The organism is Kitasatospora sp. NPDC058162, from assembly GCF_042884005.1.
Classification (GTDB): Bacteria; Actinomycetota; Actinomycetes; order Streptomycetales; family Streptomycetaceae; genus Kitasatospora.
On record NZ_JBHVUS010000002.1, the window covers coordinates 358,779 to 385,391 of the forward strand.

Sequence of the window (26,613 nt, forward strand, 5' to 3'; positions counted from 1 at the left end):
CCGTCGGCCGTTCCTCAGCCGCCCGGCTGCCGCCCGTCAGCCACCCAGGTAGTGGAACCCGGGGCGCGGGTGCATCAGGAACTCGTGGTGCGAGATGTTCCACCCGTACGCGCCCGCCATCGCGAACAGCACCCGGTCCGCCGTCCGCAGGCCCGCCGCGCCGTCCGCCGCCCGGGCCAGGACGTCCTTGGGGGTGCACAACTGCCCGGCCAGGGTGGCCCGTCCGGTGGTGACCGCGGGACGCGGCCACGGGTGCGGCCAGGCGTCCACCGGGAGCACCGCGAAGGGCTGGGAGTGCCCGCGGGTGGCCGGGGTGCGCAGGTGGTGGGTGCCGCCGCGGACCACCGCGAAGTCCTCGCCGTGGCTGCGCTTCACGTCCAGCACCTCGGTCGCGTACCAGCCGCAGTAGGCGGTGAGCGCCCGCCCGGGCTCGATCCGCAGGGTCAGTCCGGGGTGGCTGTCGAGCAGCTCGGCCAGTCCCTTGCCGAAGGCCGTCCAGTCGAAGCGGTGCGCCGGGTCGTCGTAGTCCACCGCCATCCCGCCGCCGATGTTGACCTCGGTCAGCGGGAAGCCGTGCCGCTCGGCCAGTTCTGCCGACCAGGTGACGATCTGCTCGGCGACGGCCAGCTGCTCCTCGGCCGCCAGCCCGCTGGCCAGGTGGGCGTGCACCCCGCGCAGGCGAAGCCGGCGCCCGAGCGGACCACCGTCGGTGAGCAGCCGGGCGCACTCCTCGGCGCGGTCCGGGTCGAGCCCGAAGGGGGTCGGCCGCCCGCCCATGGCCAGCGGTACGGCGTCCAGGGCGTCGGTGACCACCGGCAGGTTCACCCGCAGCAGGACGTCCACGACCGCCGCCGGGCGCTCCGCCAGGACGGCGGCGAGCCGGTGCAGCTCCTGCTCGCTCTCGACGTGCCAGCGGTGCACCCCGGCGTCCACGGCGCCGAGGATCTCGGCGGGGGTCTTGCCCGGACCGCCGAAGGCCAGCGGAGCGTCCGGCACGGCGGCCCGTACGTGCGCCAACTCCCCGCCGCTGGACACCTCGTAGCCGTCGACGGCCGCGCGCAGCGCGGTCAGCAGCGGCGCCTCCGGGTTGGCCTTGGCGGCGTAGTACAGCTCGACCCGCTCCGGCAGCGCGGCCCGGACGGCGGCGGCGTGCTCGCGCAGTGCGGCCAGATCGTAGACGTAGGCGGGCAGTTGCTCGGGTGCGAGGGAGGCGACGTGGTGCCGGACGGTGCCGTTCACCGGGATGTCGGTGGTCGGGGTGTTGCTCATCGGACGGCGCTCCCGGTCGGAAGGTGGGCGGTCATGCGGGCGGCCTCGGCGAGCACCGAGCCGGCCAGCGGGGAGGGCAGCCGGACGTATCCGGCCTCGCGGTCGGCCTTGCGCTCCCAGCGGGTCAGCAGGTTTGCCTTGGCGGGCAGCGGGACGCCAGCCAGCAGCGCCCGCAGTCGGGGCGGGCGGCCGTGCGCGGCGGCGTACTCCTCCAGGGAGTCCCGGACGGCCTGCCAGAGCGCGCCCTCCAGCTCCGGGTGGCGGTCGGCCAGGGCGGCGAGCAGCTCGGCGACGTGGTTGACCAGCAGGCAGTAGACCACCCGGTCCCAGCCGCGTTCGGCGTCGTAGGTCATCGGGCCGGCCACCTCGGGCGGCAGGGCGGCCAGCAGTCCGGCGTTCTGCTCGGGGACGAGCTTGGTGCCCTCCAGGTCGCGGAAGAGCACCTGGGCCGGAAGGCCGGCGGCGTCGACGCCGATCAGCACGTTCTGCAGGTGCGGTTCCAGCACCACGCCGTGGTCGAAGTAGGCCGCCAGGACCGGCGGGAGGAGCAGTCGCAGGTACGCGCGCCACCAGTCGAGGGCCGCCGCGCCGTCCGAACTCCCCTCCAGCAGGCGGGAGATGTGGGCCGAGCTGGTCGGGTGCTCGTCGGCGACGGCGCCGGCCAGCAGCGGGGTGACGCCGGGCCGCAGCAGACCGCCGAAGCCCTCGCGCACGATCAGGCCGAAGCCCTCGAACAGCGCCCGGTCGGGGTGGCCGTCGGCGCCGGGCAGGGCGAGGGTGCGGAAGGCGGGCTCGCGCAGCATCGCGGCGTCCGGGAAGCGCCGGGCGAGGTCGGTCAGCACCGGGTCCAGCAGGCGGGTGAGCCGGACGGCGCCGGTGAGCTCGTAGGCGGCGTTCTTGCGCAGGCAGTTGGTGATGCGGACGTTGAGGCTGAACTTGAGGAAGGCGTCCGCGCCGTACAGGGTGCGCACCGAGGCGGTGGCGGCGAAGCGCTCGCCGCGCGGGCCGAGGTCGAGGACGTCGCCGCGGGCCATGGCCGCGCGCAACAGCGGGTGGTCGCCGATGAGTTGGTACTGCCAGGGGTGGGCGGGCAGCAGCCGGTAGCCGTCCGGCACCTCGCCGAGGCCGTCCAGTACGGCGCTCGCCCCCTGGTCCGTGGACTCCTCGGCCAGCAGCTCGGCGCGCACGGCCAGGTGGCGCAGCGGGAAGGCCGCGCGGGACTCGGGCGCGTAGTGGCGCCAGTCGCCCCGGGCGGCGGAGCGGGACTTGGGGGCCGGGTGGAAGCGGTGGCCGAACAGCAGGGCCTGTTCCGACTCCAGGTAGCGGTCCGCCCCGGCGGCCGGGCGGTCGGCCAGGCCCGCGCCGACGCCCTGGTGGCTGGACGCCACCTGGTCGAGGAACTCCTCGTTCACCGTGCCGGTGCGCAGTTCCAGCTCGTCCTGGGCGTACCCGGCGAGCTCGCGCCAGCCCAACTCCCGCCAGCCGTCCGGGGTTTCCTCGTGCGCCGGGCCGGTGAACCGGTGCGCGCCGAGCAGCGAGGTGCGGCGCAGGGCGACCCGCAGCAGGGTGCCGCGGCGGGGCAGGCGCAGCAGCAGGTGACCGTCGTCGACGGCGGTCTGGTGCTCGGGGGCCGACACCTCGCGCAGCAGGCAGTTGAGCAGGGTGTGCGCCACCGCCTCGTCGGCACCGGGCAGTTCGGCGGGGTCCGTGGTCGACGGCGTGCCGGCGAGCGTGGCAGCGAGGGCGGCGGGGAGGGTGGTGGGCCGGGCGGTCATCGGGGACTCCTACGGGTCAGGAGGGCGAGCAGGGCGGCGGCCAGTGCGGCGACGGTGCCGGTGACGACCGGGGCGGCCGGTCCGCCACTGCCGTTGGCGAGCGCGGCGGCCAGACCGGCGGCGACGGCACCGCACTTGGAGACGGTTTCGCGGGTGCCGAACATCCGGCCCGGGGCGCGGCCGCGGGCGGCTTCGGCGGCGAGGACGGCGAGGCAGACCAGGCCGATGGTCATGCCGAGTCCGAGCACCGCCCGGGTGAGGGCGAAGGTGAGCAGTGAATGGGCGGGGGCGTGGCCGGCCAGTCCGAGGGCGACCAGGGTGAAGCCGAGGGCCAGCCCGCTGCGGGGGCGCGCCTCGACGGCGGCGTGCACCCGGCCGGCGCCGACCAGGTAGACCAGGTGCGGCAGCGCGAACAGCAGGCCCGCGACAGTACCGCCGGCGCCCGGCAGCCGCTGCTGGACCAGGGTGATCAGGTACGGGAAGGAGATGATGGTGGCGAAGACGAAGGCGAACTCGAAGGTGTAGAGCAGCCTGAGCGAGCCCGGCGGGTCGGCCGGGGCGGCCTCGCGGCCCACCGGGGTGACGGCCGGACGGACCGGCTCCGGCAGGGAGTTGAGCAGCAGCGCGGCGGTCAGCGGCAGCGCCGCCATCACCAGGTACTGCCGGTGCGGGTCGATCCACGGCGACAGCGCGCCGACCAGGATCGGCGCCGCGACCAGCGCGGCCCGGGCGCTGCCCTGCATCAGGGTGAGCGCCTTGGACAGCTGGGAGCCGTCCAGGGCCGCGGCCAGGTAGCCGTTGGTGGCGGAGAAGGTGCCGCCGAGGAAGCCCTGGAGGACCAACGCGGCGGTGAACGCGGGCAGGCTGTCGGCGGCTCCGGCCAGCAGGAAGGAGACGGCGAGGCCGAGTTGGGCGCGCAGCAGCAGCCGCTTCTGCCCGAAGCGGTCGGCCAGCCGGCCCCAGAGCGGGGCCCCGAGGGCAGTGAAGACGGTCGGCACGACGTAGAGCAGACCGGCCCAGTGGCCGCTGTGGTCCCCGAGGCCGGGGAGGATCTCGGTGAGGTAGGGCGGCAGGCCGAGGGCGGCGAAGGAGGCGACGAAGTAGCAGGCCGCGACCGCGTGCACCTGGCGCCGGTCCAGTCCGACGGCGCCGACCGGCCGCGGCCGCGGCTCGGCGTCGACGGTGGTCATCACGAACGGTCCTTCGGCAGCAGGTAGTTGGGGCCGTCGGTGTAGTGCTTGTTGATGTCGGCGGCGCCGCTGCGCTCCTTGCTGAGCAGGCTCCCGGCGCTCACCATCGCCTTGACCGGCAGGCGTTCGGCGTCCAACAGGTCGGTGCGCAGCGGCTGTCCGGCCGGGCCGAGCCGGTCGACCGCCTCGGTGAGCACGGTGCGCAGCAGCTCCAGGCTCCGCTCCAGCGGCACCCGGCCGTGCGCGGCCAGGCCGAAGGCGAGCGAGGCGGTGCACAGGTGGCCGGTGATGGTGGTGAACAGGTCGGTGAGCGCGCGGTCCTGCTCGGCGAGGATCCGCGGGTCGCGGAACTCATCGACCAGTGCGGCCAGTTCGGCGATCCGGGAGGCGCCCACCCGGGCGGTGTTGATCCGGGGGCCGTCGTTGTCCTTGTAGAGCAGCCGCAGGCCGGTGTCGTCGAGGACGAGCGAGGTGTTCTGCTGGTGCGACTCCAGGGCGATGCCGTGGCCGAACAGGGTGGTCTGCCAGTCGATCAGCAGCCGCAGCAGCTCCTCGTACAGCGCGGGGACGCAGCCGCGGTGGAAGCGGTCGGCCAGGTGGTCGATCACCAGCCTGCCGTCGGGCGCCTCGGCGAGCAGGGCGGCCAGCGGGACGGTGACGGCCCCGTCCAGGCCGTCCGGGTAGCGGCGCAGGAGTACGGCGAGCAGTTCGTCCTCGGCGTGGGCGTAGTGCTGCTCGTCGGCGTGCAGTACCCGCCCGGCGAAGCGCGGTTCACGGGCGGCGACGGTCTCCACCAGGCGCTGCCCGACCGCGCCGTTCACCAGGGTGACTGGCTTGATGGTGCGCCGGTTGCGCAGGCCCAGGGTCGCGGTGGCGAGCGGCAGTTTGAGGTGGCAGGACGGGTCCTCGGCCACGGCGACGGTGCGCATGGACAGCGTCGGCAGCACCGTGAGGTACGGCTCCGGGGCGAGCACCGCGCCCGGCGCGATCTTCGCGAAGTCCTCGTCGGCGGTGAGCGGATGGACCGGGACGGTCAGGAACTCGCCCGGTACGCCAAGCTGTTCGGCGCTCGGCCACCAGGCGGGCAGCGGGCCGTCGCCGCGTACGGTCAGCAGGCCGGTCGGGACGGCGAGCCAGCGTAGTTCGAAGCTCGGGTGGAACTCCGGCGCGTAGGAGCGCAGTTGCTCCTCGGTGAGGCCGGAGCGGCCGCGCGCGGTCGGGTAGACCGGGTGGTCGAGGAAGGCGGCGAGGGCCTCGAATCCGAGTGAGGCGCGCGGGCCGGTCCAGTCGGCCACGTCCTTGCCGTAGCGCTCGGCGAGTTCGGCGTGCACCTCGGGCAGCACCCGGTCGTGCAGCTCCATGGTGGCGAGGGTCTGCCGGCACTCCTCGGCGAAGGCCAGGTGGCCGGGGCGGTCCAGGGGATCGGCGCGCTCCGCCAGCCGGGCGAGGACGGTGGGCAGGTCGGTGAGGCGGACGCCGTCCACCTCCAGCTCCGGCAGCCGGGCGGCGTGGTCGGCCTGGAAGCCGTCCGGGGTGACCGGGAGGGCGAGCGAGCCGTCGCTCAGCCAGGGGCCGTCGGGGCGCTGCTCCAGGGCGCCGCGGGTGCGCAGGCCGAGCACGTCCTCGCGCAGCAGCGCGGACAGCACGCGCAGGGTGAGCTGCTCGGCGGGGGTGCCGGGGGAGGGGGCGCGGGAAGTGAGGGCGCAGGAGGCGGGGGAAGGCGCGGCCGGGGTCATGAGGTGATCTCCCAGCGGTTGGCGGCGATGAACGCCGCCACGGCGCCGTCCACCGCGTCCTGGTCCGGGCCGACCGCCCAGACGATGCCCAGGTAGTCGCGGTTGGTGCGGTAGAGCTCGTGCCGGGCGCCGACTTCGCGCACCGGCAGGTAGGAGAGCGTGACGCCGTCGGCCCGTCGCTCGAAGTACGGCTCGGGGGCCGCGGTCAGGGTGCCGGCCCGCTCCGCGCAGACGCGCTCGTGGCGGGCGCGCTGGTCGCGGCGGGCACCCAGGTCGGCGGGGAGCTCCTCGCCGAGGTGGGCGCGGAGCACCAGCTCGAAGTAGGGGATGCCGAGGATCTCGGCGAGCATCAGGTCGCACTGGTCCCCGATGGCACGGTAGTTGACCTCGATGATGCGGGCACGGCCGTCCGCCTGGAGGACGAACTCGGTGTGGCAGGCGCCGAGTCCGACCCCGAGGGCGTCGAGCTGGGCGAGCACCTGGTCGACCACCGGCCGGGGGTGCTCCGGGGTGAAGGTCAGCACCTCCTCGATGAAGTCCGGCGGCGGGGAGAGGCGGGTGCGGAAGCCGCCGAGGACGTGCCGGGTCCGGCCGTCGCCGAGGGTCTCCAGGGTGCACAGCTCGCCGGCCAGGAACTCCTCGACCACCAGGGTGGCGTTGGGGCGGCGCTGCTGGATCTCCTTGACCCGCTGGGCGAGTTCGGCGGCGTCGGCGACCAGCGTGACGTCCTCGCTGGCGACGCCCTCGCGCGGCTTGACGATGCACGGGAACGACGGGGTGAGGCCGCTCGGGTCCTGCCCGGGCGCCAGTTCGGCGGACTCGACCGCGTCCAGTCCGCACTCGGCGAGGTGGCGGCGCAGCTCACCCTTGTTCTTCGCCCGGAGAGCGGCCTTCCAGTCCTTGCCGGCCAGGCCGAAGTACTCGGCGACCAGGGCGGTCTGGGTCTGCAGGTGGTCGCTGTTGCTGAACACCGCGGCCGGCGCGTGGTGCTGGGATATCAGCCCGATCACCTCGCGGAAGTCCTGGACGTCGCACTCCACCACCTCGCACGTGAACTCCGCTCCGGCGTAGGCGCGTTGGTGGGCTTCGACGTGGTCGGTGAGGACGGTGACGTCGAGTCCGAGCCGGGCGGCGGCGGGCAGGAAGCCGCGGGTGACCGAGTCGGTGGGGTTGAGGGCGAGCAGGTAGAGCCGCATGGGGAGTGTCCTCGGAGGCGTGGTGACGGACGAAGGACGGCGAACAGATGACAGAGTTCGAAATCTGTTATCTGTTATCTGAAAGTTGAACGCTGAAATCTGAATTCTGAAATCTGTTCGCCGTCGGCTGTTCGTGGTCCGCGGTCCGCCGCCCCGCGCACCGGGCGGCGGCGGGCAGCGACGGGCGGCGGCCGACGGCTACTTGGGCGCGTCCACGCCCGCCGCCTTCGCGATGTCGACGAGCATCGCGTCCGCGGCCTGGACGCCGATGCCGGACATCCAGGTCTCGTCCGGCACGGTGAAGACCTTGTTGTTCTTGACGGCGTTCAGGCCCTGCCAGACCGGGGTCTGCTGGACCTCGCTCTCCTTGGTCTTGGACGGGTCGTCGGCGGTGGTGACGAACACCAGGTCGGCGTCCGCCTGGCTGACCTGCTCGGCGCTGACCTCGATGATGTTCTTGTCCACGTCCTGCGAGGCCGGGCGGGTCAGGCCGACGTCCTTGAGCACCACGCCGCTGTAGGAGGCCTTGGCGTACAGGCGGGTCGGGCCGGCCACGAAGCGGACCACCGAGGCGGTCGGCATCGTCCCGTTGTACTTGGCCTTGATCGCCTCGCCCAGCTTGTGCGCCCGGTCCTCGTAGTCGGCCAGGGCCTTCTTCGCCTCGTCCTCCTTGCCGAGCGCCTGGGCGTACAGCGCCAGGTTGTCCTTCCACGGGAAGCCGGTGGTCTCGGCCAGCACGGTCGGCGCGATCGCGTTCAGCTGGTCGTACACCTTGGCGTGCCGGACCTTCGAGGAGAGGATCAGGTCGGGCTTGAGGGAGGCGATCAGCTCCAGGTTCGGCTCGTTCATCGGGCCGACGTCCTTGGTGTCCTTGATCTTGTCCTTGAGGTAGTTCGGGAACCCGCCCTCGGTCTTCATGTGCGGGGACACCGCGCCGACCGGGGTGATGCCGAGCAGCGTGACGTCGTCCAGCTCGCCGCTGTCCAGTACCACGACGCGCTTGGGCTGGGACTTGATCTGGGCGGTCCCGGCGGCGTGCTTGACGCTGCGCGGGAACCCGGCGGCGGTGCCGGCCGAGGCGGTGGAGGAGCCGGAGTCACCACCGGACTTGGCGCCGTCACCGGTGCTGCCGCAGGCGGCGAGGAGCGTGGCGGACAGCGTGACGGCGAGGACGGCGACGGGGAGTCGGCGGTTCATCGGAGTTCCTTGGATCGGGGCGAACGGGGATACGGGACAGGGGGGTAGGGCCTCAGGCCCCGGGGACGGCGGCAGCATCGGTGGCAGTGGCAGCCGCGGCAGCGGCGGCACCGCCGCGCACCCGGGCCCGCGGCACGACCAGCGGAGTGCCGGTCTCGGGGTCGGGCACCACCCGGCAGGGCACGCCGAACACGGCCTCCACCAGCTCGGCCGTCAGCACCTCGGCGGGCGGACCGGCCGCGGCGAGCCGCCCGTCCTTGAGTACCACCAGGTGGTCGGCGTACCGCGCGGCCTGCCCGAGGTCGTGCAGCACCATGACCACGGTGCGGCCGGCCTCGGCGTGCAGGTCGGCGACCAGGTCCAGCACGTCGAGCTGGTGCCGCAGGTCGAGGAAGGTGGTCGGCTCGTCGAGCAGCAGCAGGTCGGTCTCCTGGGCGAGCGCGAGTGCGATCCAGACCCGCTGGCGCTGTCCGCCGGAGAGCCGGTCGACCTGCCGGTCGCGCAGGTCGGCGGTGCCGGTGCGCCGCAGGGCCTCCTCGACCGCGGCCTGGTCGGCCTTGGACCACGGGCTGAGCATCCGCTGGTGCGGGTAGCGTCCGAGCCGGACCAGTGCCTCGACGGTGACCGCCTCCGGCGTGACGGGCTGCTGCGGGAGCAGGCCCATCCGCTTGGCGAGGGTGCGGGCGGGCATCCGGTGGATGTCGGCGCCGTCCAGGGTGACGGTGCCGGCCGCCGGGCCGAGCAGGCGGACCAGGCCGCGCAGCAGGGTCGACTTGCCGCAGGCGTTCGGTCCGACGATCGCGGTGACGGCGCCGCCGGGCAGTTCGAGGTCGAGCCCGTCGACGATGGTCCGGTCGCCGTAGCGCAGCCCGAGGCCGTGGGCGGCGAGCCGGTGGGCGTCCGTACGGGGGGCGGTGCCGGTGCGGGTGCCGGCGGACGTGTCGGTGGCGCTGGTCATCAGCTGCTCCTCTGGGGAAGCCGGCCCTGGCGGATCATCAGCACCAGGAGCCAGGGCGCGCCGAGGGTGGCGGTGACGGCACCGACCGGCAGACCGTGGACGGGGATCACGTGCAGCACGAGGAGGTCGGCCGCGAGCAGCAGCACGGCGCCGGTGAGCGCGGTGAGGCCGAGGGTGCCGACGGTCGGCGGCCCGGCGAGCAGCCGGACCAGGTGGGGGACGGCGAGGGCGACGAAGGCGACCGGACCGGTGAGGGCGGCGGCCAGCGAGGCGAGGGTGATGGTGAGCAGCAGCAGCCAGAGCCGGTCCCGGGCGGGGTTGAGGCCGAGGCCGCCGGCCGATTCGTCGCCGAGGTCGAGGACGGCGACCCGCCGCTGGCAGAGCAGGACGGCGCCGGCGGTGAGGGCGATGGCGGTGCCGCCGATCCACACCTCGGTCCAGTTGCGCCCGTACAGCGAGCCGGTGGTCCACTGCATCGCGGAGGAGGCCAGTTCGGCCGGGAACCGTACGATCATCAGGTTCACGGCGGCGGCCAGCCCCTGCTGGACCGCCAGGCCGACCAGCACCAGCCGGGTGACGGCCATCCTGGAGCGCCAGGCGAAGCCGCCGAGCAGCAGCGCGGCGAGCAGCCCGCCGCCGACCGCGGCCACCGGGATCAGCTGCTGCGAGGCCCCGGTGGCGAGCATCAGGACCGCGCCGAAGGAGGCGCCGCCGGTGATGCCGATGGTGTCGGGGGCGGCCAGCGGGTTGCGGAACAGCCGCTGCAGCATCGAGCCGGCCATCGCCAGCCCGGCGCCCGCGATCAGCGCGGACACCACGCGCGGCGCCCGGAACTGCTGCACCACCAGGACGTCGCCGGGCTGGCCCTGGCCGAACAGGGCGCGCAGCGCGTCCCAGGCGGAGATGCTCACCTGGCCGGTGCCGAGCGCGATGCCGGTCAGCACCACCAGCAGGGCGAGGGCCAGCAGCGACCAGGCGGCGGTACGGGCCCGGCGGCGGCCGATGGTGCCCATCGCGGCGGTTCGCCCGTTGCGCGCGCTCACTTGGCCACCTTCCGGGCCAGCACCGCGAGCAGCGGCGCGCCGAGGAAGGCGGTGACGATCCCGACCTCGATCTCGGAGGGCTGCACCACGAGCCGGCCGAGCACGTCGGCGGCGAGCAGCAGCAGCGGGCCGGTGATCAGGCAGCCGGGCAGCAGCCAGCGGTGGTCGTTGCCGAGCACGGTGCGGACCAGGTGCGGCGCGGCCAGTCCGATGAACGCCACCGGTCCGGAGACGGCGACCGCACTGCCCGCGAGCAGCACCACGGCCAGTCCGCCGACCACCCGGATCCGGGCCACCGGCACGCCCAGCGCCTGGGCGGTCTCGTCGCCCAGGGCCAGCGCGTTGAGCGCGGGGGAGATCGCGAAGGCGGCCACCAGGCCGATCGCCAGGAACGGCAGCACCGGGGTGAGGGTGTCCAGGTGCCGGCCGGCGATCGAGCCGGCCAGCCAGAACCGGGCCTCGTCCAGGGTGCGGTGACTGGCCAGCATCAGCGCCGAGGTCCAGGAGGTGAGCACCACGGTGAGCACGGTGCCGCCGAGCGCGAGCCGGACGGGGTCGAGGTCCCCGCCGCGCCGGGACATGGCGTACGCGGCGACGGCGGCGACGGCCGCGCCGGCGAAGGCGAACCAGACGTACTGGGAGGGGCGGGAGAGGTCCAGCGCGTAGATCGCGGCGACCACGGCGAGGCTCGCGCCGGCGTTGATGCCGAGGGTGACCGGGGAGGCCAGCGGGTTGCGGGTGACGCCCTGGGCGACCGCCCCGGCGACGCCGAGCGCGGCCCCGACGGCCAGTCCGATGAGGGTGCGCGGGACCCGAAGGCCCGTCACCACATCGGCGTCCCCGCCGTGGGCGGCGCCGGTGAGGGCGTCGAGGACGGTGGACAGCGGGATGGAGCGGGAGCCCAGCGCCAGGCTCAGCGCGGCGCACAGCACGAGCGCGCCCGCACCGGCGACCAGCAGCAGCGGCCGCTGGAGCGCCGCGGGACGGGGCGTCGCCGGGGTTGTGGTGGCAGGCGGGTCGGTTCTCAGCACGAGTCGACATCTTAGGTTAGGTTTGCCTAAATTCGTCAAGATCGTGCCATTGGTCGTACGTCACACCCGGCTTCGCGGCCGGGTGGTCGGTGTACTCCCTGAGGCATTGTAAGGTGAGCCTCACCTTAACGATCACTCGGAGTCGATCTCGGGAGTGCCGATGGTCCCCGGAACACCCCTGCCCGTCGCGCCGGACTGTGCCCCGCCGGACTGCGGCCCGCCCTTCTCCGCTCGTCCCGAGGAGCGGCCGGTGGCCCTGACCGGTGACTACGAGCGGCTGCGCGACCTCTGCCCCGCGCTCCGGCTGCACCTGCTCGACCCCGCCGAACCCGACCCCCCGGCCGCCGACGAGTGGTACTCGGGCGCCCGACTCGCCACCGACGAACGGGCGCTGGCCGCCGTCCTGGCCGGCGCGGAGGCCCGCATCGCCGCCGAGCACGGCCGCGCACCCCGCCCGCACGTCACCGCCTCCCGGCTGCTCCACCACTACGCCTGGTCCGTCTGCCTGCTCATCGCCGGCCCCTGGCACCTCGCCCGGCGGGTCCCCGCCGTCGACCCGGTCGACCTCTGGCTGCACGCCCCCACCGGCGACCTCGCGCTGCGCCCGCGCGGGTACGTCACCCTCCCCGGCGACGACGAACTGCGCGCCGAACTGCGGGCCGCCGTGGTCGCCCACCTCGAACCGGTGCTCGCCGTGTTCGCCGGGCCGACCCGGCGCCGCGACCGCGCGCTCTGGGGCATGGTGACCGACGACCTCGCCTCCGCCGTCTGGTACCTGGGCCGGATGCTCGACGCCCAGGACGCCACCGCCGAGGGCGAGTTCGGCGGAGCCGAGGCGGAGGACGCCGCCGTCGCCGCCGCCGGGGCCCTGCTGCCCGGTGGCACCCTGCCGCTGCCCGGAGCCGCCGACTTCCGCCGGCTGCGCACCCCGGACGGCCGCGACCACCACACCCGCACCCGGCTCGGCTGTTGCCTCTACTACGCCGTCAAGCCCGAGGCCCTCGCCTGTCTGACCTGCCCGCGCACCTCCGACGAGGAGCGGCTGCGTCGGTTCTGACGGACGGTCCGCAAGCCCGTCTACCGCTCCGCAGGCCCGTCTACCGCTCCGCGCCGTCGCTATCCGGCCGTCGCAGCACCGCCACGCCCCGGTCCAGGTCCACCCCGAAGTGCGGCGGCGCCCCGGCCTGGGTGTCGTCCCGGCGTGACGCCTGCTCCCGCTTCTGCTCGACCTGGATCCGCTTGCCCGGGCTGAACATCGCGTGCATCTCGTCCAGGATGCCGCCACCGCCGCCGACCCCGACCCCCGGTTCGCGCTCCCGACGGCGCGGTGAGGCCTCGGCCCGGACCTGCAAGCCCGCCAGTATCACCAGCCCGACCGCCGCCGCGACCACGCACGCCACTCCCACGATCAGCCCCATGCCCGGTCCAACGCCTCACCCCCACAGCGGCGTTCCCGGCTCCGGTCCCGCACCGGATACGCTGCCCGCGGACCCTAAGGAGAGCTCTCACCCATGACCGTGCTCGGAACCCTCGTGGACATTCCGACGGCGGACGGCACCGCCGACGCCTACCTCGCCCACCCCGACGACGACCGGCCCCACCCCGGCGTACTGCTCTACCAGGACGCCTTCGGGCTCCGGCCCCACCTGAAGTCCATGGCCGACCGGATCGCCGAGGCCGGGTACACCGTCCTCGTCCCCAACCTGTACTACCGAAGCGGCCGTGCCCCGCTGGTGGAACTGCCCGAGCTGATCGACATCGAGCAGTGCGGCGAGATCTTCGCCCAGCTCGGTCCGCTGCTGGGGCCCGCCAGGGACCCGCAGATCGCCGCCCGGGACGCGGGCGCCTTCCTGGCCTGGTTCGCCGGGTCCCCGCTGGTCCAGGACGGTCCGATCGGCGCGACCGGCTACTGCCTCGGCGCCTACCTGGCCCTGAGCACCGCCGCCGCCCACCCGGACCGGATCGCCGCCGTAGGGGCCTTCCACGGCGGCCATCTCGCCACCGACCGTCCGGACAGCCCGCACCTGGGAGCCGGACGCGTCACCGCCGAGCTCTACTTCGGTCACGCCGACCAGGACGAGTCGATGCCGCCCGAGCAGATCGCCCGGCTCGACGAGGCCCTCACCGCCGCCGGGGTCCGCTACCGGGCGGAGCTGTACGAGGGCGCCGGGCACGGCTTCACCCAGGCCGACACCACCCGCTACGACGCGGTCGGCGACGCCCGGCACTGGTCGGCGCTGTTCGACCTGCTGAAGCGCAACCTGCCTGCGTAGTCCGCGGGTTCGCTGGCCGCCGGGTTCGCTGCCCCAGTGGCCGGCGCGCCCGGCGGTCGTAGAGTGGGCCCCGCCGTGACGGCTGACGGGGGGACGGAAGTGACCAGCAGGTGGAGTGCGCGAACCGGCCGGGCTCCGGTGCTGACCGGAGTCCGGGAGGCCATCGCCGAGGCACTGGCCGAGGGGGTGCCCGGTGGAGTGCGGCCGGGTGAACTCGACCGTGACGGACGGGCGTTGCGCTGGCTGGAAGCGGGGCCGGGGCCGGGTGTGAAGCCGGAGTCGGACCCGGGCGAGGGCGAGGGCACGCCGGTCGTCCTGATCGCGGGCATGGGCGCCTCCTCGCTCACCTGGGCCCCGCTGCTGCCCGAACTCGCCCGTCCGGTACGGGTCGTGGCGTACGACCGGGCCGGACTCGGCGCCAGCGAACCCGACCGGGCCCCGGTCCTGACCCTGGACGCGCAGGTCGCGGACCTGGCCGCGCTGGTCCGGCACCTGGACGCCGGGCCGGCCGTCCTGGTCGGACACAGCTGGGGCGGCCAACTGGCCCAACTCCTGGCCCGGGAGCGGCCGGAGCTGGTGGCCGGCCTGGTCCTGGTGGATCCGGCGCACGAGGAGTTCCGGCCGCGGGCGATCAGTGCGCTCGAGTCGCTGCTGCTCCGGGCCGGAATGCTCCGGACGGCGCCGGCACCCGCCGCACCGGTCGCGGGCGAGGCGCTCGCCCGGGCCGAGGCGGCCGTCCTCGCCCACCCCCACCAACGGCGGGCCGTGCTGGCCGAGAACCGGCTGACGAACCGGGCCACCGGACAGCTGCGCCGTCGCCGGGCCGCCGGGCCGCCGCTCCGGGTGCCGGTCACCGTGCTGAGCGCGACCACGGGGCTGCCCCGCGGGCTGCGCGCCCGCTTCACCGCCGCGCAGGCGGGGATCACGGCCGGTACCGACCGGGGCGTCCACCTGCTGGTGCCCGGTGCCGGGCACGCCGTGCACGCGGACCGGCCGGAGGTGGTCGCGGCGGCCGTCCGGGAGGTGTCCGGACGGGTCCGGACCGCGCGCAAGCCCTGACCCTCCAGGAGCCGGTCCCTGGCAGTCGATCCCCGGCCGTACAGCGGCGGTCGGGCCCGGGGCACGCTCTGGCACACTGTGTGCCGACGACCCGGCGGGGAGGGTCATGACACCTTGGGGGCAGGGGAGATGAGTAGCGCTGGCACCGTGCTCGGCGGGCGGTACACGCTGGTCGAGAAGGTCGGCGGCGGGGGGATGGGGTCGGTCTGGCGGGCCGATGACGGGGTGCTGGCGCGGCCGGTCGCCGTGAAGATCCTCCGCGCGGACCTGTTCGAGGACGGCACCGGCCTCCAGCGGTTCCGCCGCGAGGCCCAGCTGGTCGCCGCGATCGACCACCCCGGGATCGTGGGCGTGCACGACTACGGGGAGAGCGGCGGGGACGGCGACGCCCGCTGCGCGTACATCGTGATGGACCTGATCGAGGGCCGGCCGCTCGACCGGGTGCTCCGGGACGACGGTCCGATGAGCGCCGAGCGCGCCCTGCGCCTGCTCGCCGACGCCCTGGACGCGCTGCACGCCGCCCACCGGCGGGGCATCGTGCACCGCGACCTCAAGCCCTCCAACCTGATGGTGCGCGAGGACGGCGGGGTGGTGATCACCGACTTCGGCATCGCCCGGGCCGTCGCCAGCACCAAGCTCACCGCGCCGTACGCGGTCATCGGCACCGCGGCCTACATGTCCCCCGAGCAGGCCTCGGGGGAGAGCACCGGCCCGGCCTCCGACCTGTACTCGATCGGCGTGGTCGGCTACGAACTGCTGGTGGGGCAGGTGCCGTACCAGGGCGAGGGACCGCTGCAGGTCGCGCTCAAGCACGTCAACCAGCCGGTGCCGGAACTGCCGGAGACCTTCCCGGCGGCGGTCCGGGCGCTGATCGCCACCGCGCTGGCCAAGCAGCCCGAGGACCGCTTCGAGAGTGCGGCCGGGATGGCGGCGGCGGCCAGGGTGGCGGTCGGCCTGCCCGGGGCCGCGCGGAGAGCGGCGGACAGCGGGACGATCGACCTGCGGGCGGACGGCGGCGCGGCCGGCGGTGCGGCCCCGGCAGCCGGGGCCGCTGCCGTTCCCGCGGCGGCTCCCCCAGGGGACGCCGCCACCGGTGCTGCAGCTGGTGCCGCTCCCGGTGCCGCCGTGGTCCCGGCCGGGCCGGAGCAGGTCGTGAAGGTGGACCCGCGGGCGGAGACCGAGCCGGGCCGACGCCGCCCGCGCCGCACCCTGTTGATACCGGTCGTGGTCCCGATCGTCATCTCGATGGGCACGGCGACCGTGCTGCTGGTCGACCGCGGCCCCGGCAGGTCCGACGCGGCCGTGCCGCCCGCCGCCCAGCCGACCGTGGTGGTGACGGTCCCGGCGGTTCCGACCGCCACCACCCCGGCCGCGACCACCTCCGCACCCGGCACCCCGGCGCCCACCGACACCCCGTCGGCCGACCCGGCCGCGAGCCAGCAGGCCACCGCAGGACAACTGCCACCCGGCACCCAACTGCCCGTACCGGTCCCGGTCCAGGGCGGCAACGGTGGCACCCAGGGGCGCGGCGGCTCGAACCCCGGTGGCGGCGCGGCCGCCGGCGGCGCCTCGGGCGGCCAGCCCGCCGGCGGGGGTACGGCGGCCGACCAGCCGCCGGCCAAGCCCGCCAACCCGGCCTCGCAGGGCGGCGGTTCAGGCGCTTCGGCCGGCTCGGGCGGCGCGGCCGGTTCGGGCAGCCCGGGCGGTTCGTCGGCCGGCGGCAATCCGCCCGCTCCGCCGACCTCCGGCCGTCCCGCGTCCTGCGGCGGCAACAGCTGGAGCGGCATCGTCAGCGTCAAGGACGGCCGCCCGATCGGGATGCGCAACGACAACCTGAACGGCGACAACCCGATCCTCCTCGGCGGCGCCTCGCAGTACGGCTGGGTGCGCTCCACCGACCCGGGCAGCTGGATCCTGTTCAACGCCTGCAACAACGGCGGCCCGCAGCTGGTCCAGACCATGGACGGCAAGGTGGTGCTGAGCAACGGGTACAGCTTCCTCACCAGGTGGACGGTCCGCAACGGCAGCACCGCGGGCTCGTACACGCTGGCCGACTACCAGAACCAGTCGTGCATGACGGACAACGGCCCCGGCAACGAGCTCACCATGGTGACGTGCACACCCGGGAACACGGCACAGGAATGGCGGCTGCAGTGACGGGCGCAGGGGCGGACGCGGTGGCCGAGACCGACCGGGTGGTGCTCTACTGGCGCCCCCTGTGCGCCTATTGCATGAAGCTGCGCCTCGGGTTGCTCTTCACCCGCCTGCGCTACAGCCGCCGCTTCACCCGGGTCAACATCTGGAAGGACCCGGACGCGGCCGCCTTCGTGCGCTCGGTCGCGGACGGCAACGAGACCGTTCCGACGGTCACCGTGGCCGGCCGTCCGATGGTGAACCCCTCGTTGCGCCAACTGCTGGACGCCGCAAGGGAATGCGGCGCGTAGGCGGCCGCTCACCGGGTGGCGGTCGCTAGCAGACCGGCGCTCGGGTGGGCAAGGGGGCCCGGTGGCGGGACCTCGCCACTCGGGTGTCAAGGGTGTGTATGGAAAGTTCTACAGAGATGTAAAAGTCGATCGGCCGATGATCGGTCTTGACACTCGATCCGGCGATCGGTGACCGACCCGCCGTCGACGCAGGCGATTGGCCCTGGTTCGAATCGGAACTCCCTGCAAGGCGCTGTGGATTGCCCTGATTTGACCGACCTTTGAATTCCTTTACCAACTGGCGGGACCTGGCCAACAACTGAGGCAGACCTGTCAATTCACCTGCTGGATTGTCATGCTTCTGGTCACCCCCCAGCGGTAGCCCCCCACCCCCACCCCTCGGTGGCAAGCCGCTCGACCGCACGGGGTTCCTGCACGTCAGCGCCCGTTCCGCCCCACAGGTGCCGACCCCGGCCCCCGGGACGTGGTGCGACCGCGCCCACACGCGGTTTCCCGGAAGGACTCGCACGTTGAAGCGTAAGCTCGCTGCTGTCGCCGTACTCTCGGCCACGGCCATGTTGACCGGTGTCGTCCAGGTGGCCACCACCGCCGCCCAGGCCGCCCCCGCGGCCCCCTCGCTGCAGGCGCAGGCCGCCTCGCAGCACGCGGCCGTGCTCGCGGTGGCCAACGGCCAGTCCGCCCCGCTCGCCCAGGTGCTCGGCCTCGGCGGCCAGGAGAAGCTGGTGGCCAAGGACGCGGTCGTCGACCAGGACGGCACCAAGCACCTGCGCTTCGAGCGCACCTACGCCGGCCTGCCGGTGATCGGTGGCGACCTGGTCGTCCACCAGAAGGCCGACGGCGCCGTGAAGTCGGTCGACAAGGCCGTCGCCGCCCAGATCGCGCTGCCGAGTCTGACCCCGAAGATCCCCGCGGACAAGGCCGCCGCCCAGGCCTCCGGCACGGTCAAGGCCACCGTCGGGCAGACCATCGACGCGGACGAGTCCCCGATCGCCGACGTCCACCAGGTCGGCAAGGCCGAGCTGGTCGTGTGGGCCACCGACGGCAACCCGCGCCTGGCCTACCGGACCACCGTCGAGGGCGTGCGCGCCGACGGCACCCCGAGCGCCCAGATCCTGGTCACCGACGCGGCCGACGGCAAGGTCCTCTCCACCCACGAGAAGATCGAGACCGCCGCCGGCACCGGCAACGGCATCTTCGTCGGCCAGGTCTCCCTCAACACCAACCAGAACGGCTCGCAGTTCGAGCTCAAGGACACCAGCCGCGGCGGCCAGTCCACCACCGACATGAGCAACAGCGAGTCGGGCAGCGGCTCGCTGTTCGCCAACCCGAGCAACAGCTTCGGCGACGGCACCAACAACAGCCGCGAATCCGCCGCCGTGGACGCCCAGTTCGGTGCCGCCACCACCTGGGACTTCTACAAGAACACCTTCAACCGCAACGGCATCCGCAACGACGGCGTCGGCGCCCTCAGCCGGGTGCACTACGGCTCCAACTACGTCAACGCGTTCTGGAGCGACGACTGCTTCTGCATGTCGTACGGCGACGGTGCCAACAACAGCGCCCCGCTCACCGAGATCGACGTGGCCGGCCACGAGATGACCCACGGCGTCACCGCCGCGACCGCCGCGCTCAACTACTCGGGCGAGTCCGGCGGCCTCAACGAGGCCACCTCGGACATCATGGGCACCATGGTGGAGTGGTACGCCAACCTGCCCTCCAACCCGCCGAACTACCAGATCGGCGAGCTGATCAACCTGCGTGGCGACGGCAGCCCGCTGCGCTACATGGACCAGCCCAGCAAGGACGGCTCCTCGGCCGACTACTGGGACGCCAACGTCGGCAACCTGGACGTCCACTACTCGTCCGGCGTGGCCAACCACTTCTTCTACCTGCTGTCCGAGGGCAGCGGCGCGAAGACGATCAACGGGTTCAGCTACAACAGCCCGACGGCCGACGGCTCCACCCTCGCCGGCATCGGCCGGGACAAGGCCGCGCAGATCTGGTACAAGGCACTGACCGCGTACTTCACCTCGACGACCGACTACGCGGGCGCCCGTGCGGCCACCCTCAGTGCGGCGTCGGACCTGTACGGCGCGAACAGCGCCGAGTACAACGCGGTCGCGGCCACCTGGACCGCGGTCAACGTCAACTGACTCGGGCCTGAACCGGGTCGGGCCTGAGTTGGGCAGGCCCGGCCCGGAGGTGTGTCCCGAGCAGGGCCCGGTCGGACCGTGGGTGCCGAACGACCGGGCCGGACGGCGGGGGTGACGGTGTGCGGACCGCCGTCGCCCCCGCCTTCGTGCGTGCCCACGCGGACGGGCGGGGGTCAGCTGAGGTCCTGGGCGACCTCCCGCACGTGCCCCGCCGGATCGGCGAAGGCCGCCGTTCGCCGGCCCTCACGCCAGGTCCTTGCGGATCTGGTCCAGGACCAGCCCGGCCCCGGTGTAGCCGATGCCGAGCATCCACAGGTTGTCGTCCACCTGGAACACCCGGCCGTTGCGGACGGCGTCCAGGTTCTTCCACAGCGCCCCCTCGGTGATCCGGGTGTGGTCGGACTTCGCCGGGTCCCCGTACACCGAGTAGAAGATGACGTCGGCTGCCGCCTGGTCCACCTGCTCGGGGCTGATCTCCAGCGAGAACCCGGGCTTGTCCTGGTTGGCCGGGCGGCCGAGCCCGAGGTCCTTGAACAGCGAGCCGACGAAAGTGTCGTCCAGGTAGAGCCGGGTGGGCGCGCCGGCCAGGAAGCGGGCCATCTCGACCCGGGTGGCCGCTGCCTTGGCCGGCCCGCCGAGCGCGGTGACGAGGTCCCGCAGCTTGGTCCGGTACGCCGCGTCCGCGGCCTCGGCCTCGCTCTGTCGGCCCGTCGCCTCGGCGTGCAGCCGGACGTTCTCCTTCCAGGCCGGCCCGGTGGTCCCGGACAGCACGGTCGGCGCGATCTTGGACAGCTGGTCGTAGCGCTTGTCGTCGCGGACCTGGTTGCTCAGGATGAGGTCCGGCCGCAGCGCCGCGATCGCCTCCAGGTCGGGCTGGCCGATCGTGCCGACCGCCTTCGTCCCGGCCAGCCGTTCGGCCGGCAGGTACGCGGGGAAGGGCGCGCCCTCGCTGACGGTGCTGGCGCCGACCGGGGTCAGCCCGAGGGTGACCACCGAGTCCAGGGCGTCGGTGTCCAGTGCCACCACCCGGCTCGCCCGGGCCGGTACGGTGCTCGTGCCACGCGCGTGCCGGACCGTCCGGGTGCCGCCGCTGCCGGTCGAACCACCGCCCGGCGCGGGGGAGTCGGAGCCGCAGGCGGCGAGTGCCAGGCCCGGGGCGAGTCCGGCGGCGAGGCCGAGCGCGGCGCGGCGGCTGAGGGTGCGGGGCATCGGCGGCTCCTCGACGGACTGGCGGGGCGCGGGAATCCCTGCCCGCCCGGCGGTCCCGCTACGCCTCGGAGCCGTACTCCCGCCGCTGGCGCAGCAGTTCGGCGTACTCGGCGCGCACCCGGCGGTCCATCGCGAGGGTGAACTGGGCGTCGGCGACGGTGCGGGCGAGCGGCCGTACCCGCAGGATGCGTTCGGTGAGCCGGGCCGCCTCGCCGGACGCCAGCGGGGTGTCGCCGGAGAGCGCGCTGAGCAGGTGGTCGCTGACCACCTCGATGAAGATCTCGGCGATGGCGTCGACGTGCTCCCTGGTACGCCGGCTGGCGTCCAGCACGGCGGAGAGCGGCACGCCCTCGGCGACCAGTTCGGTGGTGGCGTCCATCAGCCGGCGGCTGACGTGGGTGATCCCGTCATCCTCGACCGTGATGTAGCCCTGGGCGATCGACTCGGCGGTGTTCTCCTCGGTGAGCTGGTCCCCGAAGGCGGACTTCAGCTCCTCCCACTCCAGGCGCACCGGCGTCTCGTCCGACCAGGGGGCGACGATCGCGGCCTCGAGCCCGATCAGTTCGGCGACGTCCCGGCCGCTCTCCCCGGCGCCGATCAGTTCGGCGATCCCGCCCAGGGTGTGGCCGCGGTCGAGCAGCTCGCCGATCATCCGCAGCCGGGCCAGGTGCTCCTGGCCGTACCAGGCGATCCGGCCCTCCTTGCGGGGCGGCTGGAGCAGTTTGCGCTCGCGGTAGAAGCGCAGGGTGCGGGTGGTGATCCCGGCCGCCTCGGCCAGTTCCTCCACCCGGTACTCGCGTTTTCTGTCGTCCGCGACAGCTCTGACCTTGTCCACGGCGATCAGCATAGGTCCGTGACGTCGGCGGCGGGGCCTGCGGGAAGCCGGGGAACTTCGGGTGAATCCGGGCTGTCGTGCTTCTTCCATCCGGTGTCGGCAAGGGCTACCCTGCCAACCGTGCCAGTGATTACTGGCGCGATCGGCAGGGTCCCGGGGCGCGGTCCCCGGGTTTCCGGGGGCACCGCCCCCGGAAGAGCGTGCAGACCACCGCCCCACCCTCAGGAGGAGGCCGCATGGCATCCAGCAGCAAGCGCCCCCGCCCCGGCGCGTCCGCGGCACCCGACCCCGGCGCCGCGGCGGAGGCCGTACCGCACGTGCGGGTCGCGGTGATCGGCTCCGGCTTCGGCGGTCTCGGCGTGGCCGTCCGGCTGCGCCGCGCCGGCATCACCGACTTCGTCGTCCTGGAGCGCGCGGACTCGGTCGGCGGCACCTGGCGCGACAACAGCTACCCCGGCTGCGCCTGCGACGTGCCCTCGCACCTCTACTCCTTCTCCTTCGCGCCCAACCCCGACTGGCCGCGCAGCTTCTCCGGCCAGCCCGACATCCGCGCCTACCTGGAGAAGGTCGCCACCGTCTTCGGCCTCCGCCCGCACCTGCGCTTCAACGCCGAGGTGCTGGAGGCGCGTTGGGAGGCCGAGCAGACCCGCTGGCGGATCACCACCGCGGCCGGCCAGTGGACCGCCGACGCCGTCGTCTCCGCCGCCGGACCGCTCGCCGACCCGCAGATCCCCGACCTGCCCGGCCTGAGCACCTTCCCCGGCAAGGTGTTCCACTCCTCCCGCTGGGACCACGACTTCGACCTCACCGGCAAGCGCGTGGCGATGGTCGGCACCGGCGCCTCCGCCGCCCAGATCATCCCGGCGATCCAGCCGAAGGTCGGCCAGCTGACCGTCTTCCAGCGCACCCCCGCCTGGGTCCTGCCGCGCCGCGACCGCGAGATCACCCAGCTGGAGAAGTGGCTGCACGGCCGGCTGCCGGCCACCGCCAAGCTCCGCCGCGGCACCCTGTTCGCGCTCCGCGAGATCCAGGTCGACGCCTTCGTGCGCCGCCCCGGCCTGCTGCGCATCGTCCAGCGGCTCGCCGAACGCCACATCGCCCAGGGCGTCGCCGACCCGGCGCTGCGCGCCAGGCTCACCCCGGACTACCGGATCGGCTGCAAGCGCATCCTGCTCAGCAACACCTACTACCTGGCGCTCGCCGCCGCCAACACCGAGGTCGTCTCCGCCGGCCTGCGCGAACTGCGCGGCTCCACCCTGGTGGCCGCCGACGGCAGCGAGCACGAGGTCGACGCCATCGTCTTCGGCACCGGCTTCCACGTCACCGACATGCCCATCGGCGCCCGGGTGTTCGGAGCGGACGGGACGAGCCTGGCCGAGGAGTGGAAGGGCGGCATGGAGGCGCTGCGCGGCTCGACCGTGCGCGGCTTCCCGAACCTCTTCTTCGTGATCGGCCCCAACACCGGTCTCGGCAACAGCTCGATGATCCTCATGATCGAGTCCCAACTGAACTACATGATCGACGCGTTGACGACGCTCGACACGGTCGGCGCCGCCGCCATGCAGCCCACCGCCCGGGCCCAGCGGCAGTGGAACCTGGAACTCCAGCACCGGATGGACCGCACCGTCTGGACCACCGGCGGCTGCCGCAGCTGGTACCTGGACCCGAACGGCAAGAACACCGTGCTCTGGCCCGGCTCCACGACCTCCTTCCGCCGGGCGACCCGCAAGGTCGACCTCGGCGAGTACGAGCTGATCATGCGCACCAAGCCGAGCGCCGCCCGTCCCGTCGCTTCCACCGCCGCCCAGGAGGCCACCGCATGAGTGCCGTCCAGCTGCCCGCCGAGTACGTTCCGCCCACGCCCGTCGAGGAGTTGGGCATCCGCTCGGCGGACGGCATCCGGCTGCACGTCGAGGTGCACGGCCAGCCCGGCGCGCCCACCGTGGTGCTCTCCCACGGCTGGACCTGCTCGACCGCGTTCTGGGCCCCGGTGATCCACGAACTCTCCGACCGCTACCGGGTGGTGGCCTACGACCAGCGCGGCCACGGCCGGAGCGAGATCCCGCCCAGCAAGGCCCGCTACTCCACCCGGGCGCTCGCCGAGGACCTGGCCGCCGTGCTCAAGTGGGCCGTGCCGGCCGGGGAGCGGGCGGTACTGGCCGGACACAGCATGGGCGGGATGACCATCATGGCCGCCGGCGGCCGCCCCGAGGTCGCCGAGCGCACCGCCGCGAACGTGCTGATCTCCACCGGCCCCGCCGACCTGGTCGCCGAGCTCACCGTCCTGCCGGCCGGCGTCCGGGTCCCGGGGCTGCGGCGCTTCCTGAACCGGCGACTGCTGCGCTCCCGGATGCCGCTCGGACCGGTCTCGGCAGTGAGCCGGGCCGCGCTCAAGTACGCGACCATGGGGCCGAGTTCGCCCGCCGGGCAGGTCGAGGCGACGGCCCGGATCGTGCACGCCTGCCCGACCGCGGTCCGCTTCCACTGGGCCGGGGTGCTCGAACGGCTGGACGTCCGCGCCGGACTCGGCCGGATCACCGCCCCCACCGCCGTGGTGGTGGGCACCGAGGACCGGCTGACCCCGCCGGTGCACGCCCACCGGATGGTCGCCGAACTCGCCGACCCGCAGGGGCTGTTGCTCCTTCCCGGGGTCGGGCACATGGCGCCGCTGGAGCGCCCGGCGGAGGTCGCCGCCGAGATCCACCGGATGGCCGTCGCCCACCTGGCGAGCGCGCCCGCTGTGGCCGTTCCCGTTCCTGCTCCCGTTCCCGTGCCCGCCGTCGAGAGGACCACCGTCGCATGAACACCATCCCGCCGCTGTCCGCGCAGGTCGTGGTGGTCACCGGGGCCGCCCGCGGGGTCGGCGCCTCGCTGGCCCGCAAGCTGGCCCGGCGCGGGGCCAAGGTCGCGCTACTGGGCCTGGAACCCGAGGAGTTGAAGGCCGTCGCGGCGCAGTGCGGCGCCGCCGCCACCGCCTGGGAGGTGGACGTCACCGACCTGGAGGCGCTCGGCGACACCGCCGAGCGGATCAAGGAGCACTACGGGCGGATCGACACCGTGGTGGCCAACGCCGGGATCGCGATCGGCGGACCGCTGGCCGACAGCGACCACCGGGCGTTCAGCCGGGTGATCGAGGTCAACCTGCTGGGCAGCGTCGCCACCGCGCGGGCCTTCCTGCCGGCCCTCACCGAGAGCCGCGGCTACCTGCTGCAGATCGCCTCGCTCGCCGCGCTGACCCCGGCCCCGCTGATGAGCGCCTACTGCGCCAGCAAGTCCGGGGTGGAGGCCTTCGCCCACTCGATCCGCGCCGAGGTCGCCTACCAGGGGGTCAAGGTCGGTGTGGGGTACCTGAGTTGGACCGACACCGACATGGTGCGCGGTGCCGACGAGGATGCCGTGCTGAAGCAGATGCGCAGCCGGCTGCCGTGGCCGGCCAACAAGACGTATCCGCTGGAGCCCGCCGTGGACCGGATCGTCGCCGGAATCGCCCGGCGCTCCGCCCATGTGTACGCCCAGGCCTGGCTGCGGGGGATGCAGCCGGTGCGCTGGCTGCTGCCGAGCCTGATCGCGGTGGTCGGCTCCCGTGACGTCGCCAAGCTCGCCCCGCAGCTCGCGGCCACCGCCGCCTCCCGGCTGCGCGCCGTCGGGGCCGGTGGCGCCGCCGACACGGCGGCGCGCGGGGAGCGGACGGGGGCGGGGGACTGACGGAGGACGGCTGACAACCCGGTGGCTGGCGGCAGGCGGCAGGCGGCAGGCGGCAGGCGGCAGGCGGCAGGCGGCAGGCGGCTGGCGGGCGGCGACCGGCGGGTGGCGGCAGACGGCTGACAGATGACAACTGACAGATAACAGATGACAGCTTTCGAAATCTGTTATCCGTTATCTGTTATCTGTCAGTTGTCACCCGCCCCCGCGATCCCCGCCAGCACCCGCAGCGCCCACCCGAGCACCGGTAGCGGCGGCGAGGCCAGCCCCACCCGCACCGCGGACGGCGTGCTCCGCGGATCCACCGCGAAGGCCGCCGCGGGCGTGACCGAGATCCCCGCCTGGGCCGCCGCGGCGACGAAGGTCTCCGCCCGCCAGGCCCCCGGCAGTTCCCACCACAGGTAGTACGAGCACGGGTCCGCCCGCAGCCGCTGACCGGCGAGCACCTCCCGGGCCAGCGCCTGCCGGGCCGCCGCGTCCGCCCGCTTCGCCGCCGCCACCGCGGCCGGCGTCCCGTCCCCGATCCAGCGCACCGCCGCCTCCAGCGCGAAGCCGTTCGGCGTCCACCCGCCGGCCCGCAGCGCACCCCCGACCCGCTCGCGCAGCCCGTCCGGGACGACCGCGAACCCGGTGGTCAGTCCGGGGGCGAGCCGCTTGGAGAGGCTGTCGACCAGCACCGTCCGCTCGGGTACGAGCGCCGCGAGCGGCGCCGACCCGGGCCGCAGGAAGGACCAGATCGCGTCCTCGACCACCGCCAGGTCCAGTCGGCGCAGCTCCCCGGCCAGCGCCGCCGCCCGCTCGGGCGGCAGGGTCGTGCCGAGCGGGTTGTGCAGCCGGGGCTGGAGGTACACCGCGCTCAGCGGCGCCGCCCGGTGGGCCGCCGCCAGGGTCTCGGGCAGCGGCCCGTGCTCGTCGACCGCGAGCGGCACCAGCCGGATGCCCAGCTGCCCGGCCACCGCCTTGACCACCGGGTAGGTCAGCGCCTCCACCCCCAGCCGCTGCCCGGGCGGCACCAGCGCGGCGAGCGCCCCCGCGACGGCCTGCCGCCCGTTGCCCGCGAACAGCAGCTCCCGCGGGTCGACGTCCCAGCCCTCGGCGTCCGTCGACAGCAGCTGCGCGAAGGCCCGCCGCGCCGGATCCGTCCCGGCCGCCCCGACCGGCCGCAGCGCCTCGCCGAGCGCGTCCGCCCGCAGCAGCGGTGCCAGCCCGGCGGCCAGCAGTTCGGCCTGCCCGGGCACGGTGGGGTAGTTGAGCTCCAGGTCGATCGGCGCGCCGGCCGGTTCGGCGAGCGCGATCCGTCGGTCGTCGGCCGCCGTACCGCGCCCGGCCCGGACGAAGGTGCCCCGCCCGACCTCGCCGACGGTGAGCCCGCGCCGGGCCAGTTCGCGGTAGACCCGGGTCGCCGTCGAGCCGGCGATGCCCCGGCTGCGGGCGAAGGCGCGCTGGGTGGGCAGCTGCCCGCCGGGTCGCAGGCGCCCGGCCATGATGTCGGCGGCGATCTCGTCCGCGATCAGCCGGTAGTCGTCCATCGGTCTTCCACCCC

The 26,613-nt window shown here is 74.1% G+C and carries 22 protein-coding genes; 9 read left to right on the forward strand and 13 right to left on the reverse strand.

Annotation, left to right across the window (positions count from 1 at the left end; translation table 11 throughout):
• Positions 1-36: 36 nt before the first annotated feature.
• From ACFVXG_RS05120 to ACFVXG_RS05160, 9 genes are all read right to left on the reverse strand, one after another.
• On the reverse strand, positions 37-1,269 hold the full coding sequence (locus tag ACFVXG_RS05120) for a type III PLP-dependent enzyme (RefSeq protein WP_387924455.1): 1,233 nt from the start codon (positions 1,267-1,269) through the stop codon (positions 37-39).
• Entirely contained in the window at positions 1,266-3,044 is a 1,779-nt protein-coding gene (locus ACFVXG_RS05125; RefSeq protein ID WP_387924457.1) for an IucA/IucC family protein, read from the reverse strand. The genes ACFVXG_RS05120 and ACFVXG_RS05125 overlap by 4 nt, the downstream gene beginning before the upstream one ends.
• Complete coding sequence (locus ACFVXG_RS05130; protein WP_387924459.1) at positions 3,041-4,234, reverse strand: MFS transporter; 1,194 nt, start codon at positions 4,232-4,234, stop codon at positions 3,041-3,043. The genes ACFVXG_RS05125 and ACFVXG_RS05130 overlap by 4 nt, the downstream gene beginning before the upstream one ends.
• Complete coding sequence (locus ACFVXG_RS05135; RefSeq protein WP_387924461.1) at positions 4,234-5,970, reverse strand: IucA/IucC family protein; 1,737 nt, start codon at positions 5,968-5,970, stop codon at positions 4,234-4,236. Before ACFVXG_RS05135 ends, ACFVXG_RS05130 begins: the two co-directional genes overlap by 1 nt.
• Positions 5,967-7,166 (reverse strand): acetyl-CoA carboxylase biotin carboxylase subunit family protein, encoded by a 1,200-nt coding sequence (locus ACFVXG_RS05140; RefSeq protein WP_387924463.1) that lies wholly within the window; start codon positions 7,164-7,166, stop codon positions 5,967-5,969. Before ACFVXG_RS05140 ends, ACFVXG_RS05135 begins: the two co-directional genes overlap by 4 nt.
• Positions 7,167-7,364: 198 nt before the next feature.
• The gene (locus ACFVXG_RS05145; protein ID WP_387924465.1) at positions 7,365-8,363 is read right to left on the reverse strand and encodes an ABC transporter substrate-binding protein; all 999 of its coding nucleotides are present in this window, start codon (positions 8,361-8,363) and stop codon (positions 7,365-7,367) included.
• Between the two features lie 52 nt (positions 8,364-8,415).
• Positions 8,416-9,321: an ABC transporter ATP-binding protein gene (locus ACFVXG_RS05150; protein WP_387924467.1), complete on the reverse strand. Its 906-nt coding sequence runs from the start codon at positions 9,319-9,321 to the stop codon at positions 8,416-8,418.
• Positions 9,321-10,334 (reverse strand): FecCD family ABC transporter permease, encoded by a 1,014-nt coding sequence (locus tag ACFVXG_RS05155; RefSeq protein ID WP_387924875.1) that lies wholly within the window; start codon positions 10,332-10,334, stop codon positions 9,321-9,323. Before ACFVXG_RS05155 ends, ACFVXG_RS05150 begins: the two co-directional genes overlap by 1 nt.
• A 26-nt stretch (positions 10,335-10,360) precedes the next feature.
• Positions 10,361-11,326 (reverse strand): iron ABC transporter permease, encoded by a 966-nt coding sequence (locus tag ACFVXG_RS05160; RefSeq protein WP_350504262.1) that lies wholly within the window; start codon positions 11,324-11,326, stop codon positions 10,361-10,363.
• Positions 11,327-11,645: 319 nt separating this feature from the next.
• Between ACFVXG_RS05160 and ACFVXG_RS05165 the strand changes: the two genes are divergently transcribed.
• Positions 11,646-12,452: an iron-sulfur protein gene (locus tag ACFVXG_RS05165; RefSeq protein WP_387924469.1), complete on the forward strand. Its 807-nt coding sequence runs from the start codon at positions 11,646-11,648 to the stop codon at positions 12,450-12,452.
• Positions 12,453-12,492: 40 nt separating this feature from the next.
• Here the strand turns inward: ACFVXG_RS05165 and ACFVXG_RS05170 are convergent, their stop codons facing one another.
• Entirely contained in the window at positions 12,493-12,813 is a 321-nt protein-coding gene (locus ACFVXG_RS05170; protein WP_387924471.1) for a DUF6191 domain-containing protein, read from the reverse strand.
• 93 nt (positions 12,814-12,906) lie between these two features.
• Between ACFVXG_RS05170 and ACFVXG_RS05175 the strand changes: the two genes are divergently transcribed.
• From ACFVXG_RS05175 to ACFVXG_RS05195, 5 genes are all read left to right on the forward strand, one after another.
• Positions 12,907-13,668: a dienelactone hydrolase family protein gene (locus tag ACFVXG_RS05175; RefSeq protein ID WP_387924473.1), complete on the forward strand. Its 762-nt coding sequence runs from the start codon at positions 12,907-12,909 to the stop codon at positions 13,666-13,668.
• Between the two features lie 99 nt (positions 13,669-13,767).
• Positions 13,768-14,727: an alpha/beta fold hydrolase gene (locus tag ACFVXG_RS05180; RefSeq protein ID WP_387924474.1), complete on the forward strand. Its 960-nt coding sequence runs from the start codon at positions 13,768-13,770 to the stop codon at positions 14,725-14,727.
• 129 nt (positions 14,728-14,856) lie between these two features.
• Complete coding sequence (locus ACFVXG_RS05185) at positions 14,857-16,884, forward strand: serine/threonine-protein kinase (RefSeq protein WP_387924476.1); 2,028 nt, start codon at positions 14,857-14,859, stop codon at positions 16,882-16,884.
• Positions 16,881-17,171, forward strand: a complete 291-nt coding sequence (locus ACFVXG_RS05190) for a glutaredoxin domain-containing protein (RefSeq protein ID WP_387924478.1) — start codon at positions 16,881-16,883, stop codon at positions 17,169-17,171. Before ACFVXG_RS05185 ends, ACFVXG_RS05190 begins: the two co-directional genes overlap by 4 nt.
• 554 nt (positions 17,172-17,725) lie before the next feature.
• Positions 17,726-19,324, forward strand: a complete 1,599-nt coding sequence (locus ACFVXG_RS05195) for a M4 family metallopeptidase (RefSeq protein WP_387924876.1) — start codon at positions 17,726-17,728, stop codon at positions 19,322-19,324.
• A 243-nt stretch (positions 19,325-19,567) separates the two neighbouring features.
• Here ACFVXG_RS05195 and ACFVXG_RS05200 read toward each other — a convergent pair whose 3' ends face one another.
• Complete coding sequence (locus tag ACFVXG_RS05200) at positions 19,568-20,533, reverse strand: ABC transporter substrate-binding protein (protein WP_387924480.1); 966 nt, start codon at positions 20,531-20,533, stop codon at positions 19,568-19,570.
• Between the two features lie 58 nt (positions 20,534-20,591).
• Positions 20,592-21,380 carry a MerR family transcriptional regulator gene (locus tag ACFVXG_RS05205; protein WP_387924482.1) on the reverse strand — a complete coding sequence of 263 codons (789 nt, stop codon included), beginning with the start codon at positions 21,378-21,380 and terminating at the stop codon, positions 20,592-20,594.
• Positions 21,381-21,604: 224 nt separating this feature from the next.
• Between ACFVXG_RS05205 and ACFVXG_RS05210 the strand changes: the two genes are divergently transcribed.
• The 3 genes from ACFVXG_RS05210 to ACFVXG_RS05220 are packed head-to-tail and all read left to right on the forward strand — an operon-like array spanning position 21,605 to position 25,073.
• Entirely contained in the window at positions 21,605-23,191 is a 1,587-nt protein-coding gene (locus tag ACFVXG_RS05210) for a flavin-containing monooxygenase (RefSeq protein WP_387924484.1), read from the forward strand.
• A complete protein-coding gene (locus ACFVXG_RS05215) occupies positions 23,188-24,171 on the forward strand; it encodes an alpha/beta fold hydrolase (protein ID WP_387924486.1) in 984 nt (327 codons plus the stop codon). The genes ACFVXG_RS05210 and ACFVXG_RS05215 overlap by 4 nt, the downstream gene beginning before the upstream one ends.
• Entirely contained in the window at positions 24,168-25,073 is a 906-nt protein-coding gene (locus tag ACFVXG_RS05220; RefSeq protein ID WP_387924487.1) for an SDR family oxidoreductase, read from the forward strand. The genes ACFVXG_RS05215 and ACFVXG_RS05220 overlap by 4 nt, the downstream gene beginning before the upstream one ends.
• A 185-nt stretch (positions 25,074-25,258) precedes the next feature.
• Here the strand turns inward: ACFVXG_RS05220 and ACFVXG_RS05225 are convergent, their stop codons facing one another.
• Complete coding sequence (locus ACFVXG_RS05225; RefSeq protein WP_387924488.1) at positions 25,259-26,599, reverse strand: PLP-dependent aminotransferase family protein; 1,341 nt, start codon at positions 26,597-26,599, stop codon at positions 25,259-25,261.
• Positions 26,600-26,613 lie beyond the last annotated feature (14 nt).